Consider the following 14,476-nt stretch of genomic DNA (forward strand, 5'->3'; position numbering starts at 1 on the left):
GGCTCAGACGAGGGCGTCCGCGAGCGCCCGCGCCTGGCCCTGGAGCTGCGCCCAGAGCTCCTCGCGGCGTTCCGCGACCCGGGCGGCGAGGGCTTCCTCGTGGGCCACGAACTCGTCCAGCTTCGCGATCATCCCGTCGGCGGTGGCATCGAGCTGGGCTGTCGACATGGGGTTCCGGCGCGGAACGTCGCACAGGAAGGTGTCGTCGCCGAAGTAGTCGCGGGGCATGCCGCGCCGGGCCTGCATCCCGACGAACGCCGCGGGCTTGTCGAACGCGAGGAACGGCAGCCAGCCGTGCAGCCGCTTGCCGAACGCGAACCGGCAGTCGGTGTACCGGGCGCCGTAGGACGGGTGCGCGGCGAGGGCCTCGTTGAACCTGCGGTGGAACTCGGGGCCGGGCAGCGCGGGGTCCAGGGCCGCCTTGAACGGGGCTGCGTCGATCTCGATGGGCGGGAGCAGGTCCAGCAGCCAGGGGTTGAAGTCGCCCGACGCGTTGATCATCGAACGGACCTCGAGACCCTGGGCGTTCGCGTGGTCCACGAACCGCCGCAGCGGGTGGGACGCGGCGTTCTCCGCCGTGAAGAGGAACCCGTCGAGGTTCACGACGACGACGTCGCGCGTCCGGTTCGGGACGTCCAGGAGGCGGTCGGTGAACAGCGACGCGCACGGCGCCCACTCGGGGGCCGTGACCGGGCCGATCTTCCGCAGGAGCTCGGCCTCCTTGGTCGCGCGGACGACGATCTGACGGGAGCGTGACGTGACCCGCCGGACCGCGGCCTCCTCGTCCTCGGTCGGCTGCTGGAGGACGCCCGTGGACCAGAGGAAGAACTTCTTGCTCTCGAACGTGTCCCACTGCTTCGCGAGCTTGGCGTGCAGGTGGCGCGACGAGTTCGTCTGCACGAACAGTCCGCCCGGTCCGATGATCACGTTGTCCGTGCGCCTGTCACCGCGACGCAGGTAGACGGGGTCGCTCGCGTGCCGGAAGTCGAGCTCGACGAGCCCGTCGAAGAGCGCGCGCGTGACCTCGTAGAGGAGGGCGTCGCCGGCGTTGCCCCGGGGACCGCACGTGATCCAGAGCGCGCGCTTCACGACGCCCGCCCCTCGGCCGCGTCGGACGGGGCGGGCTCGAGCAGGGCGTCGAGCTGCTCGTCGAGCATCGCCCGGTAGCGCTCGGCGAAGTGCTCCAGGGAGAAGTGGTCCTCGAAGACCTTCCGGTTGCGCTCGCCCCAGGCGACGCGGTCGCGGCTCTCGATCACCCGGCACGCGTCGTCGAGCGTGCCCTCGTCGACGAACAGGACGTTCCCGTCGAGGTCGACCTCGAGGTTCCCACCGACGGGCGACAGGACGAGCGGCTTGCCGGCTCGCATCGCCTCGAGCATGGCGAGGTCGAAGATCGAGCTGCGGTGCAGCATGACGTAGTAGTCCGCGTAGTCGAGGAGCGCGAGCAGCTTGTCGTGCTCCATGCGCTCCCCACCAGCCGGGCCGTGAAGCGTCGGCCCTTCTGCGCGTCGCGGAACGCCAGGAACTGCGCGCGGTCGCCGACGGCGCCCACCGCCACCCAGACGACCTTGCGTCCCGTGAGCTCGGCGTAGCGGTCGAGCAGCGCGGGGACGCGGTCGAGCCCCTTGTCGCTGTTGTAGTCCCCGACGCTGACGAAGACGTCGGTGTGCGCGTCCTTGGCCGGGAGGTGGAGCTCGCGCGACAGACCGGCGAGGAGCGTCCCCGGTCGGCGACGGCGCCAGGACTGTCGTCGTGGTCCACGGCCGAGACGGTGTTGTAGAGCGCGGTGCCGGCGAACGCCACGTGCCCCGCCTCGTCGATGCGCGACGTCGACCGGTAGGCCTCGCGCGCCCCGAGGCTCGGGAAGTACACCTTGCGGGCGTTCTCGAGGACGAGCCGCTCGAGCCGGTCGGCGACGTGGGCCTCGTGCGACGTCGGGACGCGCCCGAGGGACCGCATCTCCTGACATGTGCTGCCCTGCTGGTGGTAGACGAGCACGTACGGCACGCCGAGCAGGTGAGCTCCGTACGCCGACCCGAGCTCGTGGCACACCAGCAGGAGCCGCCGGCCCTCCGCCTGCGCGCGCAGGACCTGGGGGCCGTCCGGACGTACTCGGCGCCGAGCACGAGGTCCGCGACCTTGGCGCTCAGGCCCGTGAGCTGGACGGACAGGCGGTCGCGCAGCGCACCCTTGCCGCCCTCGTCGAACACGTAGGCGAGCTCCTGGCCGCGGTACTCGTCGCCGAGCGCGAGCCGCTGCGTCGCGAGGACGCCGCCAGGGCCGCCCGTCTTCCCGGTGGCCGGGTCGTACTGGCGGTAGGCGCAGCTCACCACGGTGACCTCGCCCGCGTGGACGTCGGCGCCCGAGCGGGTCGACCGGCGAGCGGCGAGCTCGTCCGTCACGACGGCGTCGGAGGCACCTGCCCCGCGGGTCCCGTCGGCCAGGAGCGAGCGGAGGAACGCGCCCTCGCCGCCGGCGTCGTGCCGGTGGCCCATGTCGCCGAGCGCGTCGAAGTAGTGGCCGAGCTCCTCGCTGCCGTCGATCGTCGAGAAGCCGTAGACGTCGACGCCGCGCAGGTCGCCCCGCGCTTCGCGCAGCAGCCACAGGAGCTGCGCGCCGCTCGTCGGCAGGAGCAGCCCCGAGGCGTCGCGCAGGGCCTGCTTGGACGCCGTCCCGACGTGCGTGACCTTCTCCGGGGAGAACTGCGTGTCGCGGTGGAGGACGTCGCCGTGCTCGGGCAGCTCGAGGAGGTTGCGGAAGAAGTCCATCTCCCAGACGACGAGCTGGAGGTCCTCGATCTCCGGGCGGTCCCGGACGTCGCGGTGGGCGCCGCGGACCCACACGTCGGTCCGCGCGCCGTAGTCCGCCTCGTACCCCGACGGGTAGTTGTTGAACCGGACGACGAGGTCGTGCGCGTCGATCTCCGGGCCCAGGCCCGCGCCGAGGCACCCGGGCCCGTTGCCCACGACGGCGACGGTGCGTCCGGCCACGAGCCGCCCGAAGACGTCCGCCTCGAGGTTGGCGGCGAGCACGTCCGCGGCCTCGGCGGCGCGCGCGACGTCGCCCCCGGCACGCCGAGCTCGCGCGCGAACCGCGCGACCGGCAGGCACTCGGCGAGGAGGTCCAGGTCGTCGGGCCGCTTGAGGAGCAGCGTGTGCACGAGCCGCTCGGCGGCGTCCCGGTCCCCGCCTCGAGGAGCGCGCCGCAGAACACGAGCCACAGCTTCGTCGGGAGCACCGTCCACGCGACGGAGTTCAGGCTCATCGAGCGCGCCCGCGCGAGGAGCGTCGGTGTCGGGCCCTGGTCGCGCCACTCGGCGCGCGTGAGGGCCAGGTCGTCGACGTACGTGCCCTTGCCGCCTCCACGGCCACGGTCGGCCGCCAGCCGGGCAGCGTGACCGAACAGCCGCTTGTCGAGGGCTCGGATCCGCCACGCGGCGGCACGCACGAGCGGGACTTTCCTGAGGTTCCTGTTCATCTCACCGTTTCGACAGCGCGGGTTGGTCCGCGGATCGTAGGCGGACCGGTCCGAACCGGCGGAGAACCTCGGGTGAACAGGACACGACCCGCCGGTGGCGGGGCGACGTCGGCGGTGAGGGCTCCTCAGGCGTGCCGGTCGACGCGCTGGGCCGACGCCTGGGCGCGCGGGCGGATGACGAGCTCGTCGACGTCGACGTGCGGGGGCAGCGACAGGGTCCAGCGCACGGCCTCGGCGACGTCGTCGGCGGTCAGGGTCCGGGCACGCCCGCGTAGACCGCGTCGGCCTTGGCCTGGTCGCCGCCGTACCGGACGAGCGAGAACTCCTCGGTCTGCACCATGCCGGGCGCGATGTCGATGACGCGGACCGGCTCCCCCAGGAGCTCGAACCGCAGTGTCCGGGCGACGGCTCGCTCCGCCGTCTTGGCCGCCACGTAGCCACCGCCGCCCTCGTAGGGCTCGTGGGCCGCGGTCGACGTGATGACGACGACCGTCCCCTCCGCGTCGCGGAGGGCGGGCAGGAGCTCCTGGACCACGCGGACCGTGCCGAGCACGTTGAGCTCGTACATCCGGCGCCACTGGTCGAGGTCGGCCTCCGCGACCTGGTCGACGCCGAGCGCCCCGCCCGCGACGTTCACCAGCGCGTCCACCGGGCCGTCGGCGACGACCCGCTCCACGAGCCGCGCGACGTCGTCGTCGCTCGTGACGTCCGCGACCACGTACGTCGCGCCCGTGCGATCCGCGACCTGGCGCAGCCGGTCCTCCCGGCGCGCGACCGCGACCACGTCCCAGCCGTCCGCGCGCAGCGCCGCGACGCTCGCCGCGCCGATTCCCGACGACGCACCCGTCACCACCGCGCGACGGGTCCGCCCCTGGGGGCCGCCGCCGGCCGTCGTCGTGCCTGCTGTGCTCCCGGCCTGCCCGGCCGTCCCGTCCTCGCTCATGGACGGAACGCTACCCGTCGCCCCGCACGTGTACCGGGACGGCGCGAGCGCGACTACGCTGGCCGTGGGATCGCGAGCCGTGCCTGGCTCGTCGCGGCGGCCCGGACTTGGACCGCGTGTCCCCGGCGCGCGCCGTCGTCGCGCGCCCGGCGCCCGTCATCGGGCCTGCTGACGCCACGCACCTCGCTCGCCGCAGAGTTCCCGCTCGCCGGAAAGGCTCCGTCCTTGTCGACCGTTCGCACCCGTCCTCGCCGCGCCCGCAGCCTCGCGCTCGCAGGCGCCGGCGGCCTCCTCGCCCTCTCCCTCGCCGCCTGCTCGTCGGGCTCCGGCGAGGCCGACACCTCGCCGCGGTCCACCGCTGCCACCGACGCCGCGGGCCCCCGCACCACCTATCCCGTGACGCTCGACAACTGCGGCACGAAGGTCACCTTCCAGGCCGCTCCGGACCGCGTCGTGACCATCAAGTCGTCGACCACCGAGATGATGCTGGCCCTGGGCCTCGGCGACCACGTCGTCGGGTCGGCGTTCCTGGACGGCCCGCTGCCCGACTCGCTCGCGCCCGCCGCCGAGGGCAACAAGGCGATCAGCTCGCCGATGGCCGCGCAGGTCCCCGGGTCGGAGGCGGTGCTCGCCCTCCAGCCCGACCTCGTCTACGCCGGCTGGGAGTCGAACGTCTCCGCCCAGGGCGCCGGGGCGCGGCCCACGCTCGCCAAGCTGGGCGTCAACACGTACGTGTCGCCGTCGGCGTGCCAGGAGAAGGCGTACCAGCCGAACCCGCTGACCTTCGACGACGTCTTCGGGGAGATCGCCCAGGTCGGGCAGGTCTTCGACGTCCAGGACCGGGCCGCGTCGCTCGTCGCCGAGCAGAAGAAGCAGCTCGCGGCCGTCCCGAAGGACGGCGACGGGCACACCGTCCTGTGGTGGTCGTCGGGCAACGGCACCCCGTACGTCGGGGCGGGCATCGGCGCGCCGGAGATGATCATGAAGGCCGTCGGCCTGAAGAACGTCGCGGCCGACGTGCCGATGACGTGGACGTCGCTCGGCTGGGAGAAGATCGTCGCCGCCGACCCGGACGTGATCGTCCTGGTCGACGCGTCGTGGAACACGGCCGAGGCGAAGAAGGAGTTCCTCGAGTCGAACGGCGCGACGAAGAACCTGCAGGCCGTCAAGCACCACCGGTACGTCGTGCTCCCGTTCGCGAGCACCGAGGCCGGGGTCCGCAACGTCGACGCCGCGGCCCAGCTCGCCGCCGACCTGTTGCAGCTCGACTGGTCGTGACGCCGGTGACCGTCCCCGTCTCCACCGAGCGCCCGACGGCGCCCGGTACGCCCTCGACGTCGGGCGCGGCCCCGGCGCCGCGCGGGTCGTCCGGGCCGCGGGCCGCCGTGTGGCTCGTGGGCGCCGCCATCGTGCTCGTGCTGAGCGTGTCGGTCGCGGTCACGCTGGGGCCGGCGCACCTGCCCGTCTCCGACGTGTGGCGCTCGGTCGCGCAGCACCTCGGGCTCGACGGGCCGCTCGGGCTCGACCGGCTCGCGCCACTGCCCGACGGGCTGGTCTGGGAGCTGCGCCTGCCGCGCGTCCTGACGGCCGCGGGCGTGGGCGCAGGGCTCGCGGTGTGCGGGGTCGTCATGCAGTCGCTCACGCGCAACCCGCTCGCCGACCCGTACCTGCTGGGGCTGTCGTCGGGGGCGTCGCTCGGGGCCGTGTGCGTGCTCGGGCTCGGCGTCGCGATGGTGCTCCCGGTGGCCGCGTTCGCCGGCGCGCTGCTCGCCCTGCTCGCGACGCTCGGGCTGGCCGGGGCGGCGGGCGGTCTGACGCCGTCGCGCACCGTGCTCGCGGGGCTCGCGGTGAGCCAGCTCGCCGCCGCGGGCGTGAGCTTCGTGATCTTCTGGACGTCGACCGGCGACTCGTACCAGGACATCCTGTCGTGGCTGCTCGGGTCCGTCGCGGGAGCGACGTGGACGTCGGTCGCGGTCACGTGCGGCGCGACGCTCGTCCTCGGGGGCGTGCTCGCCGCCACCGGGTCGCTGCTCGACGCGTTCACGTTCGGCGACACCGCCGCGGCGGCGCTCGGGGTGCCCGTCGAGCGGGCGCGGCGGATCCTGCTCGTGCTCGTCGCGATCCTCACGGGCGCGCTCGTGTCCCAGTCCGGGTCGATCGGGTTCGTGGGGCTCGTGCTGCCGCACGCCGTGCGGCTCGTCGTCGGGACGCGCAACCGGCTGCTCCTGCCGTTGTCCGGTCTGCTCGGGGCGAGCTTCCTCGTCTGGGCGGACACCGCCGCGCGGACCGTCTTCGCGCCCCGCGAGATCCCGGTCGGGGTCATGACGGCCGCCGTCGGCGCGCCCGTGTTCGCGTTCCTGCTGTGGCGAGGGAGGGGTCGAGCATGACCGACGACGTCCTCGGACCGGGCGATGCCCGTTCCCCCGGCGGTCTGGCGGCCGAGCGGCTGCGCTGGGGCGCGGGCGGGCGGCTGCTCGTCGACGGGGTCGACGTGACCGCACCGCCCGGCACCGTGACCGGCCTGCTCGGCCCGAACGGCTCCGGCAAGACGACGCTGCTCCGGCTGCTCGCGGGTGTGCGACGGCCCGAGGACGGCACCGTCGTCCTCGACGGCACGGACCTGCACGCCGCGTCGGCGCGGGCGCGGGCGCGCGCCGTGGCGCTCGTCGAGCAGGACGCGACGACCGACCTGCCGATCACCGTGCTCGACGCAGTCCTGCTCGGCCGGATCCCGCACCGCTCGCTCCTCGCCGGACCCCGCGCGTCGGACCGGACCGCTGCCCTCGAGGCGCTCGACGCCGCGGGCGCCGCCGCGCTCCGGGACCGCGAGGTCACGACCCTGTCCGGCGGCGAGCGCCAGCGCGTCCACCTCGCCCGCGCGCTCGCCCAGCAACCCCGCCTGCTGCTTCTCGACGAGCCCACCAACCACCTCGACGTCCGCGCCCAGCTCGAGACCATGACCGTGCTGCGCAAGCTCGTCGCCGACGGCGTCACCGTCGTCACGGCGCTGCACGAGCTCACGATGGCCGCGCACGCGTGCGACCACGTCGTGCTGCTCGCGGCGGGCCGGGTCGTCGCCGCGGGGACCGTCGAGGACGTCCTCGTCCCCGAGGTGCTCGAGCCCGTGTACGGGGTGCGGGTCGACGTGCTGCGCCACCCGCGCACCGGGCGCCCCGTCCTCGCTTATGCCGAGTCCTGAGCACGCTCCCCCACCCGCCCCATCACCCGGAGGTTCCGTGAGCCCGCGCCCGCCCCTGCGCATCACCCTGCTCGCCGGCGGCGTCGGCGGCGCCCGCTTCACGCGCGGGCTGCGCGACCTGCTCGCCCGGCGCGGCGTGCCCGCCGAGCTGACCGTCGTCGTCAACACGGGCGACGACATGTGGCTCGACGGCCTGCGCGTGTGCCCCGACCTCGACACCGTCATGTACACGCTCGCGGGCGTCGTGCACCCGGAGCAGGGCTGGGGGCGCGAGGGCGAGACGACGCGCGTGTCGGCCGAGCTGCACGCGTACGGCCTGGGCTGGCCGTGGTTCACGCTGGGCGACCTGGACATCGCGACGCACGTCGCGCGGACCGAGCTCCTGCGGCGCGGCCTGCCGCTGTCCGAGGTGACGGCGCGGCTCTCCGGGCGCTGGGACCTCGGCGCCCGTCTCCTGCCGATGAGCGACCAGAGCGTCGAGACGCACGTGGAGCTCGCGGACGGGTTCGGCGTCGTGCACTTCGAGGAGTGGTGGGTGCGGCTGCGCGCCGCGACACCGGCCAGGCGGTTCGTGCAGGTCGGCGTCGAGGAGGCGGTGGCGGCGCCCGGCGTGCTCGACGCGATCGCCGGGGCGGACGTCGTCCTGCTCCCGCCGTCGAACCCCGTCGTGTCGATCGGGACGGTCCTGGGCGTGCCCGGGATCCGGGACGCTCTGCGGGCGACGGCCGCGCCCGTCGTCGGGGTCGCGCCGATCGTCGGCGACGCGCCGGTGCGCGGCATGGCGGACGCGTGCCTGACGACGATCGGGGTCGAGACGACGGCCCTCGCGGTGGGCGAGCACTACGGCGCGCGGTCGCGCGGCGGCCTGCTCGACGGGTGGCTCGTGGACGACACCGACGCCGACGCCGTACCCGCGCTCGCGGAGGCGGGCATCGAGGCGCGGGCGCTGCCGCTGCTCATGGGCGACGACGCCGGCCCGGACGGCCTGACGGCGACCGACGCGATCGTCCTCGCCGCGCTCGACCTGGTGGGCCTGGGGTCTCGCCTGCGCTGACCGCCGACGGTGACGCTCGGTGCGCCGACGGTGACCTGCGATCCGTCAGGAGGCACGCTCGGCCGTGGCGACCAGGAACGCCGCCGTCCGCGGCCCGACGCCGAGCGCCGCCGCGTCGTCGAGGTCCGCGGCCGTGTCGACGTCGCGCCGCAGGCTCGGCTCCGCGCCGAGGCGCACGTGACCTTCCGCGGCGTGCGCCTCCGCCGAGCCGGGCCCGAAGCGCGGGCGCAGAGAGCCCGGCGTGCGGCCGGTCAGCAGGGTGGTGCCGGTGCCGTCCGCGTCGGGCACGAGCGCGCGCTCGTGCTCCGTCGCGTCCGCGAGCGCCGCCTCGAGGTCCGCCGGCCGCAGCGCCGGGACGTCGCCGAGCAGCACGGCGCACGGCCCGTCGGGGGCCGCGTCGATCCCCGTCTGGACGGCGGCGCGCAGACCGAGCCCCGGGTCGTCGACGTGCACGACGCGCGGTCCGGACCCCCGGGCTCCGGCACGAGCCGCGCCTCGCTCGTGACCACCACGACGCAGCCGACCGACGGCGTCGCGAGCACCGCGTCGAGCGTGTCGCCGGCGAGCGCGTCGGCGAGCGCCCGCCGGGCGCCGTCGTCCACGTGGCCCGCGAGCCGCGACTTGGCGTCGGGCCCGCCCTTCACGGGCACGACGACGGTCCAGCCGTTCGCGGGGAGAGTCATCTCCCCATTCTCGCGTCCCCGAGTGCCGCGCTGTGTCCGATCAATCGCGGAGAGCGCCCCCGTCCACTCCGAGATGCGGCGATCTGCCATCGGAGCGACGGGAAACTGCAGATCGCCGCATCTCGCGGAGATGAAGCGGGACGACCCGAGCGCGATCAGTGCCGGGCGAGCGGCACCGGTGTCAGCACGGGATCGGTGGCCTCGACGGTCCGGGCGTCGGCCGCGAACGTGATGGTCGCGTCGACCCGTCCACCGCCCAGCACGGTGGGGAGCCAGTACCGCGCGTCGTCCCACATCGAGGCGAGCGGAAGGTAGTCGACCGGGTACCAGGCCGGGGTGATCTCGTCCGACGGCACGAGCACGTCATCCGTCGCGCCGGTGAGGAACACTTCGACGTCCTGGTTCCACGAGGACCGGGACGGGAACCGGAACCGGACCGATCCGGCGTGCGCCAGCGCGGTCGGGTCGAGCACGACACCCGCCTCCTCGTGCGCTTCGCGGACGGCGGCGTCGACGGCCGACTCCTCGGGCTCGACGTGACCCCCGAGCCCGACGACGTTCCTCGCCCCGATCCCTCGGTGCTTCTCCCCCAGCAGGACGCGCCCGTTCCCAGGCCCGCGACGGTCGACGACGAAGACCAGGCACATGGGTATCGGTGTCACGCCGTCGGACTCTAGCCTCCCTCGACCGCTACGGTGGAAGGCATGGCTGCTGCGCTGCACCTCACCGGGGACGCCGACGCCGACGCGCTCCTGACCAAGGACCCGTTCGCCCTGCTCGTCGGGATGCTCCTCGACCAGCAGGTGCCGATGGAGACGGCGTTCGCGGGTCCCGCGAAGATCGCCGACCGGATGGGTGGGCTCAGCGTCCGCGCGGTCGCGGAGGCCCCGCCGGACGAGCTGTCGGCGCTCTTCGCGCAGCCGCCGGCGGTGCACCGGTTCCCGGGGTCGATGGCGCAGCGGGTCCAGGCGCTCGCCCAGCTCCTGGTCGAGCGGTACGACGGCGACGCGTCCCGCTTGTGGACCGCAGTCGACGAGTCCGGTGGCACGCCCGACGCCACGACGGTCCTCGCGCGGCTCGAGGCCCTGCCCGGCTTCGGCGCGCAGAAGTCGAGGATCTTCCTCGCGCTCCTCGGCAAGCAGCACGGCGTCGAGCCCGACGGCTGGCGCGAGGTCGCCGGACCGTACGGGGAGCCGGGCTCGCGGCGGTCGGTGGCGGACGTCGTCGACGAGACCTCGCTGCAGGAGGTCCGGGCGACCAAGAAGGCGGTCAAGGCCGAGGCCGCTGCGAAGCGGAAGTCACGCTGATGCCGCTGCCGTCCGCGATCCCGCAGGCCGCGAAGCGCTGGTTCAACCCGCGGGTCCTGCCGCTGACCGAGCGGGTCCCCCGTTCGCCGTCGTCGAGCACGTCGGACGGCGCAGCGGACGCACCTACCGGACACCCGTGGTCGCGATGGCGCGGCGCCGGCTCGACGGCGGGGTGGAAGCCGTCTTCGCGCTGCCCTACGGCCCGCGCGTCGACTGGGTCCGCAACGGGGAGGCGGCGGGCGGCTTCGCGCTCGTCCGCAAGGGCGAGCGCTACCGGCTCGACGACCTCCGGCTCGTCCACGGCCCGGACGCCATGGCGCTGCTCCCCTGGTTCCCCCGGTACTTCCTGGGGGCGCTGGGCACGGAGGACGTCCTGCTGGCACGGCCTCGCCGCGTGTCCTGAGCGGACCGCCCGACGGCGCAGCTCAGCGGGCGGCGCCGTCCCACCAGTCCAGCACCCGGGTGGCGTAGAGGGTGAGCCACGGCGACGGCTCGCCGGGCGGGACGTCGACGTGGAACCAGACCCGGCCCGGGTACCGCTCGTGCTGGACCCACGTCCCGTCGGCACGACGCGCGGCGCGGACGATCTCGATCGCCTCCGCGACCCGCGAGTCGGGCGCGCGGTCATCGAACGTCGACGCGCGCCGGAAGTAGTCGGCGGCCCGCAGCGCGGTGTAGTGCGAGCGGAACGGGTAGGCGTGCACGTCGATGCCGTCGAGGACCGGCTCACCCGTCGTCAGCCGCCGGAGCAGCCCGCGTCGGAGCAGGTAGTCCTCGCCCGCGTGCCGTGCTGCCCGGGTCTCGTTCGTGCCGCCGCCGCGCTCCTCGAGCTCGAGCAGGCCGAACAGCCCGTTGAGGGTCGACCGCACCGACGACCGCGTCGAGCCCTCGACCCACTCGCAGTTCCAGCCGCCCTCCTCCGTGGCGTGCTCCACGAACCATTCCGCGATGCCGTCCACGTCGGCCCCGAGCCACGCGCCGCTCGCGAGCGTGAACCCGTTGATGCAGCAGTCCACCTCGCCGCCCCAGAACGGGGAGCCGTCGTACTCCCACCGGCAGCTCTCGGCGAGCCGCTCGACGGTCCGGCGCTCGCGCAGCACGGCGGCGTCGAGCCCCCACGTGCGCAGCGAGTCGAGGCTCCACGTGGTCGCGGTCCACGGCTGGCCCGCGCCCGGGGCGGCCTCGGGGCCCTCGAAGTCGAAGTCCGCCGGGAAGAAGGCGCCGCCCGCCCACTGCCCGTCGTCGTCCTGCAGCGCGAGGAGCCGCGCACCGAATCCCTCGGTCCCGACGCGCGCCCGGGTCGCCTCCCAGACCGCGGGAGGCTCGTGCAGGAGGTCGCGCTCGACCTGCCAGCGCAGCGCCGGGTCCTGGTCGAGCAGCCAGGACGCCACGTCCCGCTCGGTCACCGCCTCGCCTCCCCGACGTGCGTGCCCGGCCGACGACCCGGTCAGAGCGCGCTGGACTCCACGCGCGACTCGCCGTCGCTGTACCCCTGCTCGTAACCGCTCGAGAAGCCCTCGGAACGGCCCGCCTCGACGCCCTCGTCGTACCCGGCGTCGTAGCCCTCGTCGTACGCCTCGGCGTTGCCGGTGCGGAACATGTCGTCCTCCGCGGGGCGCGCGATCGCGCGGGCGCCGGGGCCGTCCTCCGCGGTGACCCACGCGGCCGCCCCCGCACGACGGCGACCGGCACGCCCGCGCTCTTGCCGCGCACGAGCTCGGTGGTGGCGGCGAGCTCGTCGGCCACCGCCACGACGGTCGCGGTCAGCGGGCGTCCCTCGCGGTCGACCGAGCCGCGCAGGTCGTCGAGCACGACGACGCCGGCGGCGCCGATCGCGATATCCGTCACCCCCTGGCGCCACGCCCGACCGGCGGTGTCCGCGACGACCACCCCGACGCTGCGACCGGTCGCTTCGGCGATCCCGGCGCGGATGCGGCGGGCAGAGACGTCCGGGTCCTCGGGGAGCAGGAGGACCGTCCCGGGCGGGACGTTGCTCGCGTCGACGCCGGCAGCGGCCAGCACGAGACCCTGCTTGTTCTCGACGATGCGAGTCACGCCGCCGGGGTGCTCGCGCGTCGCGACCACGCGCACGGTCTCGTCGGTGATCGCCTGCTCGCGGTCGTCCGCACGCACGAGCCGGCCCTCGGCCTTCGAGACGATCTTGCTCGCGACGACCACGACGTCCCCGTCCTCGAGCGCGGCCGCCGGGTCTCCCTCACGCACTGCGGCGTCCAGCGCATCGAGCAGGAGGCGCGCGACGTCGTCGCCGGCCTCGACCTCGCCGATGCCCTGCACCGGCCGCACCCACAGCCCGCTCGTCGTCATGCCCCTCAACTCTCCGTACCGCGCGGACCCGGCTGTCGCCGGGCCTGCGTCCATTGTGCCGACCTTGTCCAGCCGGGCGGGCGTGCCCCGTTCGACCCCTCAGTCCGCGAAGAGGACGTGGGCGTCCGGGTCGCCGGCGCCGCGCGGACGGAGCCGCGGCGGCGCGGGCCACGGCAGCACATGACGTTCGACGACGGCGTCGACCGCACCGAAGTCGTCGGTCTGGACGACGACGCGCTCAGGCGTGACCTCGACGAGGCGCACGCGCAGAAGCCCGCCGCCGTCCTGCTCGAGCGTCCAGACGTCACCGAGCCACGTGAGGCCGACGTCCTCGAGCGCCTCCTCGGCGGCCGTCCAGTCGAGGGGCCCGGTGAGGTCGCGGCCGAGCAACGAGACCGCGACCCAGTCGTCGCCGTCGGGCCGCAGCCAGCCGAGCACCTCGCGGTCGTCCGGGCGACGGTGGGGCACCCAGTCGGCCGGGAGCGGGCTCACCGGCTGAGCTTCGGGAGCACGTCGCGGCCGAAGACCTCGATCCACTCGCGCTGGTTGCGCCCCACGTTGTGCAGGTACACGCGGTCGAAGCCCAGGTCGACGTACTTCTGGATCGCGGAGCGATGGACGTCGGGGTCGGACGAGATGACCATGCGGCCCTCGAAGTCCTCGGGGCGCACGAGCTTGGCCATCTGCTCGAACTCGAACGGCGAGCGGATGTCGGCCTTGGGGAACTTCATGCCGCCGTTGGGCCACTCGTGCATCGCGTTGGCGAGCGCCTCCTTGTCGGTCGGCGCCCACGACAGGTGGATCTGCAGCGCGCGCGGCATGCGCTCGGGGTCGCGCCCGGACTCGCGCACGCCCTCGTCGAACTTCCCGAACAGCATCGAGATCTTCTCGAGCGGAGCGCCCACGGTGATGAGGCCGTCGGCCACCTTGCCCGCGCGCTTCGCGGTCACCGGACCGCCGGTCGCGACAAGGATCTCGGGCGCCTCCTCCGGCATGGTCCACAGGCGTGTCGACTCGAGCTTGTAGAACTGGCCCGCGTGCTTCGCGTCCTTGCCCGCGAGGGATGCGGTGAACAGCTTCTTGATGATGTCGATGGCCTCGAACATCCGGTTGATGCGCTCGGGCGCCTCGGGCCAGTACTGGGCGGTGATGTGCTCGTTGAGCGCCTCGCCCGAGCCGAGGCCCAGCCAGTGCCGGCCCGGGTACATCGCGGCGAGCGTCGCCGACGCCTGCGCCACCATCGCCGGGTGCCAGCGGAACGTCGGCGCCGTCACGCCGGGACCCATGTCGCCCGTCGTCCGCTCCCCCAGCGCCGTCAGGACGTTCCACACGAACGGCGACTGTCCCTGCGCCGGCACCCACGGCTGGAAGTGGTCCGCCGCCATGACGCCCGAGAAGCCGTGCTGCTCCGCGTAGGCGGACAGCTCGACGGCCTCGGTGGGGTGGAACTGCTCGAGCTCTGCCACATATCCGATCGTCAGACCCATG

Annotated in this window: 13 protein-coding genes and 3 pseudogenes; 6 read left to right on the forward strand and 10 right to left on the reverse strand. The window is 74.3% G+C overall.

The genetic code is table 11. The annotated features are described in order from the left end of the window. Nucleotides 1–3: 3 nt before the first annotated feature. From QQK45_RS20560 to QQK45_RS20570, 3 genes and pseudogenes are all read right to left on the reverse strand, one after another. The gene (locus QQK45_RS20560) at nt 4–1,089 is read right to left on the reverse strand and encodes a hypothetical protein (protein ID WP_284294779.1); all 1,086 of its coding nucleotides are present in this window, start codon (nt 1,087–1,089) and stop codon (nt 4–6) included. Further along, nucleotides 1,086–3,032 carry a glycosyltransferase family 29 protein gene (locus tag QQK45_RS20565; RefSeq protein WP_284294780.1) on the reverse strand — a complete coding sequence of 649 codons (1,947 nt, stop codon included), beginning with the start codon at nt 3,030–3,032 and terminating at the stop codon, nt 1,086–1,088. The genes QQK45_RS20560 and QQK45_RS20565 overlap by 4 nt, the downstream gene beginning before the upstream one ends. A 570-nt stretch (nt 3,033–3,602) precedes the next feature. Next, nucleotides 3,603–4,327: pseudogene (locus QQK45_RS20570) on the reverse strand (SDR family oxidoreductase). 318 nt (nt 4,328–4,645) lie between these two features. Here QQK45_RS20570 and QQK45_RS20575 point away from each other — a divergent pair. From QQK45_RS20575 to cofD, 4 genes and pseudogenes are all read left to right on the forward strand, one after another. Beyond that, nucleotides 4,646–5,698 (forward strand): putative F420-0 ABC transporter substrate-binding protein, encoded by a 1,053-nt coding sequence (locus QQK45_RS20575; RefSeq protein WP_284294781.1) that lies wholly within the window; start codon nt 4,646–4,648, stop codon nt 5,696–5,698. 5 nt (nt 5,699–5,703) lie between these two features. Next, a complete protein-coding gene (locus QQK45_RS20580; RefSeq protein ID WP_431310311.1) occupies nt 5,704–6,807 on the forward strand; it encodes a putative F420-0 ABC transporter permease subunit in 1,104 nt (367 codons plus the stop codon). Continuing rightward, nucleotides 6,804–7,364: pseudogene (locus QQK45_RS20585) on the forward strand (ATP-binding cassette domain-containing protein); the annotation flags it as partial. The gene QQK45_RS20580 and the pseudogene QQK45_RS20585, both read left to right, overlap by 4 nt. A gap of 310 nt (nt 7,365–7,674) precedes the next feature. Next, nucleotides 7,675–8,673: a 2-phospho-L-lactate transferase gene (cofD, locus tag QQK45_RS20590; protein WP_284295134.1), complete on the forward strand. Its 999-nt coding sequence runs from the start codon at nt 7,675–7,677 to the stop codon at nt 8,671–8,673. A 45-nt stretch (nt 8,674–8,718) separates the two neighbouring features. Here the strand turns inward: cofD and QQK45_RS20595 are convergent, their stop codons facing one another. Continuing rightward, the gene (locus QQK45_RS20595; protein ID WP_284294783.1) at nt 8,719–9,126 is read right to left on the reverse strand and encodes a glycosyltransferase family protein; all 408 of its coding nucleotides are present in this window, start codon (nt 9,124–9,126) and stop codon (nt 8,719–8,721) included. A gap of 385 nt (nt 9,127–9,511) precedes the next feature. Beyond that, on the reverse strand, nt 9,512–10,003 hold the full coding sequence (locus QQK45_RS20600) for an 8-oxo-dGTP diphosphatase (protein WP_284294784.1): 492 nt from the start codon (nt 10,001–10,003) through the stop codon (nt 9,512–9,514). A 57-nt stretch (nt 10,004–10,060) separates the two neighbouring features. Here QQK45_RS20600 and QQK45_RS20605 point away from each other — a divergent pair, with 57 nt between their 5' ends. Then, complete coding sequence (locus QQK45_RS20605; protein ID WP_284294785.1) at nt 10,061–10,663, forward strand: HhH-GPD-type base excision DNA repair protein; 603 nt, start codon at nt 10,061–10,063, stop codon at nt 10,661–10,663. Between the two features lie 172 nt (nt 10,664–10,835). Beyond that, entirely contained in the window at nt 10,836–11,066 is a 231-nt protein-coding gene (locus QQK45_RS20610; protein WP_284294786.1) for a hypothetical protein, read from the forward strand. Nucleotides 11,067–11,088: 22 nt separating this feature from the next. Here QQK45_RS20610 and QQK45_RS20615 read toward each other — a convergent pair whose 3' ends face one another. From QQK45_RS20615 to QQK45_RS20630, 5 genes and pseudogenes are all read right to left on the reverse strand, one after another. Next, complete coding sequence (locus QQK45_RS20615; protein WP_284294787.1) at nt 11,089–12,069, reverse strand: prenyltransferase/squalene oxidase repeat-containing protein; 981 nt, start codon at nt 12,067–12,069, stop codon at nt 11,089–11,091. A gap of 41 nt (nt 12,070–12,110) precedes the next feature. Continuing rightward, nucleotides 12,111–12,263 carry a hypothetical protein gene (locus QQK45_RS23535; RefSeq protein WP_431310358.1) on the reverse strand — a complete coding sequence of 51 codons (153 nt, stop codon included), beginning with the start codon at nt 12,261–12,263 and terminating at the stop codon, nt 12,111–12,113. A 122-nt stretch (nt 12,264–12,385) separates the two neighbouring features. Next, nucleotides 12,386–13,042 (reverse strand): annotated as a pseudogene (locus QQK45_RS20620) (coenzyme F420-0:L-glutamate ligase); the annotation flags it as partial. Between the two features lie 45 nt (nt 13,043–13,087). After that, complete coding sequence (locus QQK45_RS20625; protein WP_284294788.1) at nt 13,088–13,480, reverse strand: hypothetical protein; 393 nt, start codon at nt 13,478–13,480, stop codon at nt 13,088–13,090. After that, complete coding sequence (locus QQK45_RS20630; protein ID WP_284294789.1) at nt 13,477–14,475, reverse strand: TIGR03557 family F420-dependent LLM class oxidoreductase; 999 nt, start codon at nt 14,473–14,475, stop codon at nt 13,477–13,479. The genes QQK45_RS20625 and QQK45_RS20630 overlap by 4 nt, the downstream gene beginning before the upstream one ends. Between the last annotated feature and the right edge of the window lies 1 nt (nt 14,476).

It is taken from the genome of Luteimicrobium album, assembly GCF_030161555.1.
In the GTDB taxonomy this organism is placed as follows: domain Bacteria; phylum Actinomycetota; class Actinomycetes; order Actinomycetales; family Cellulomonadaceae; genus Luteimicrobium; species Luteimicrobium album.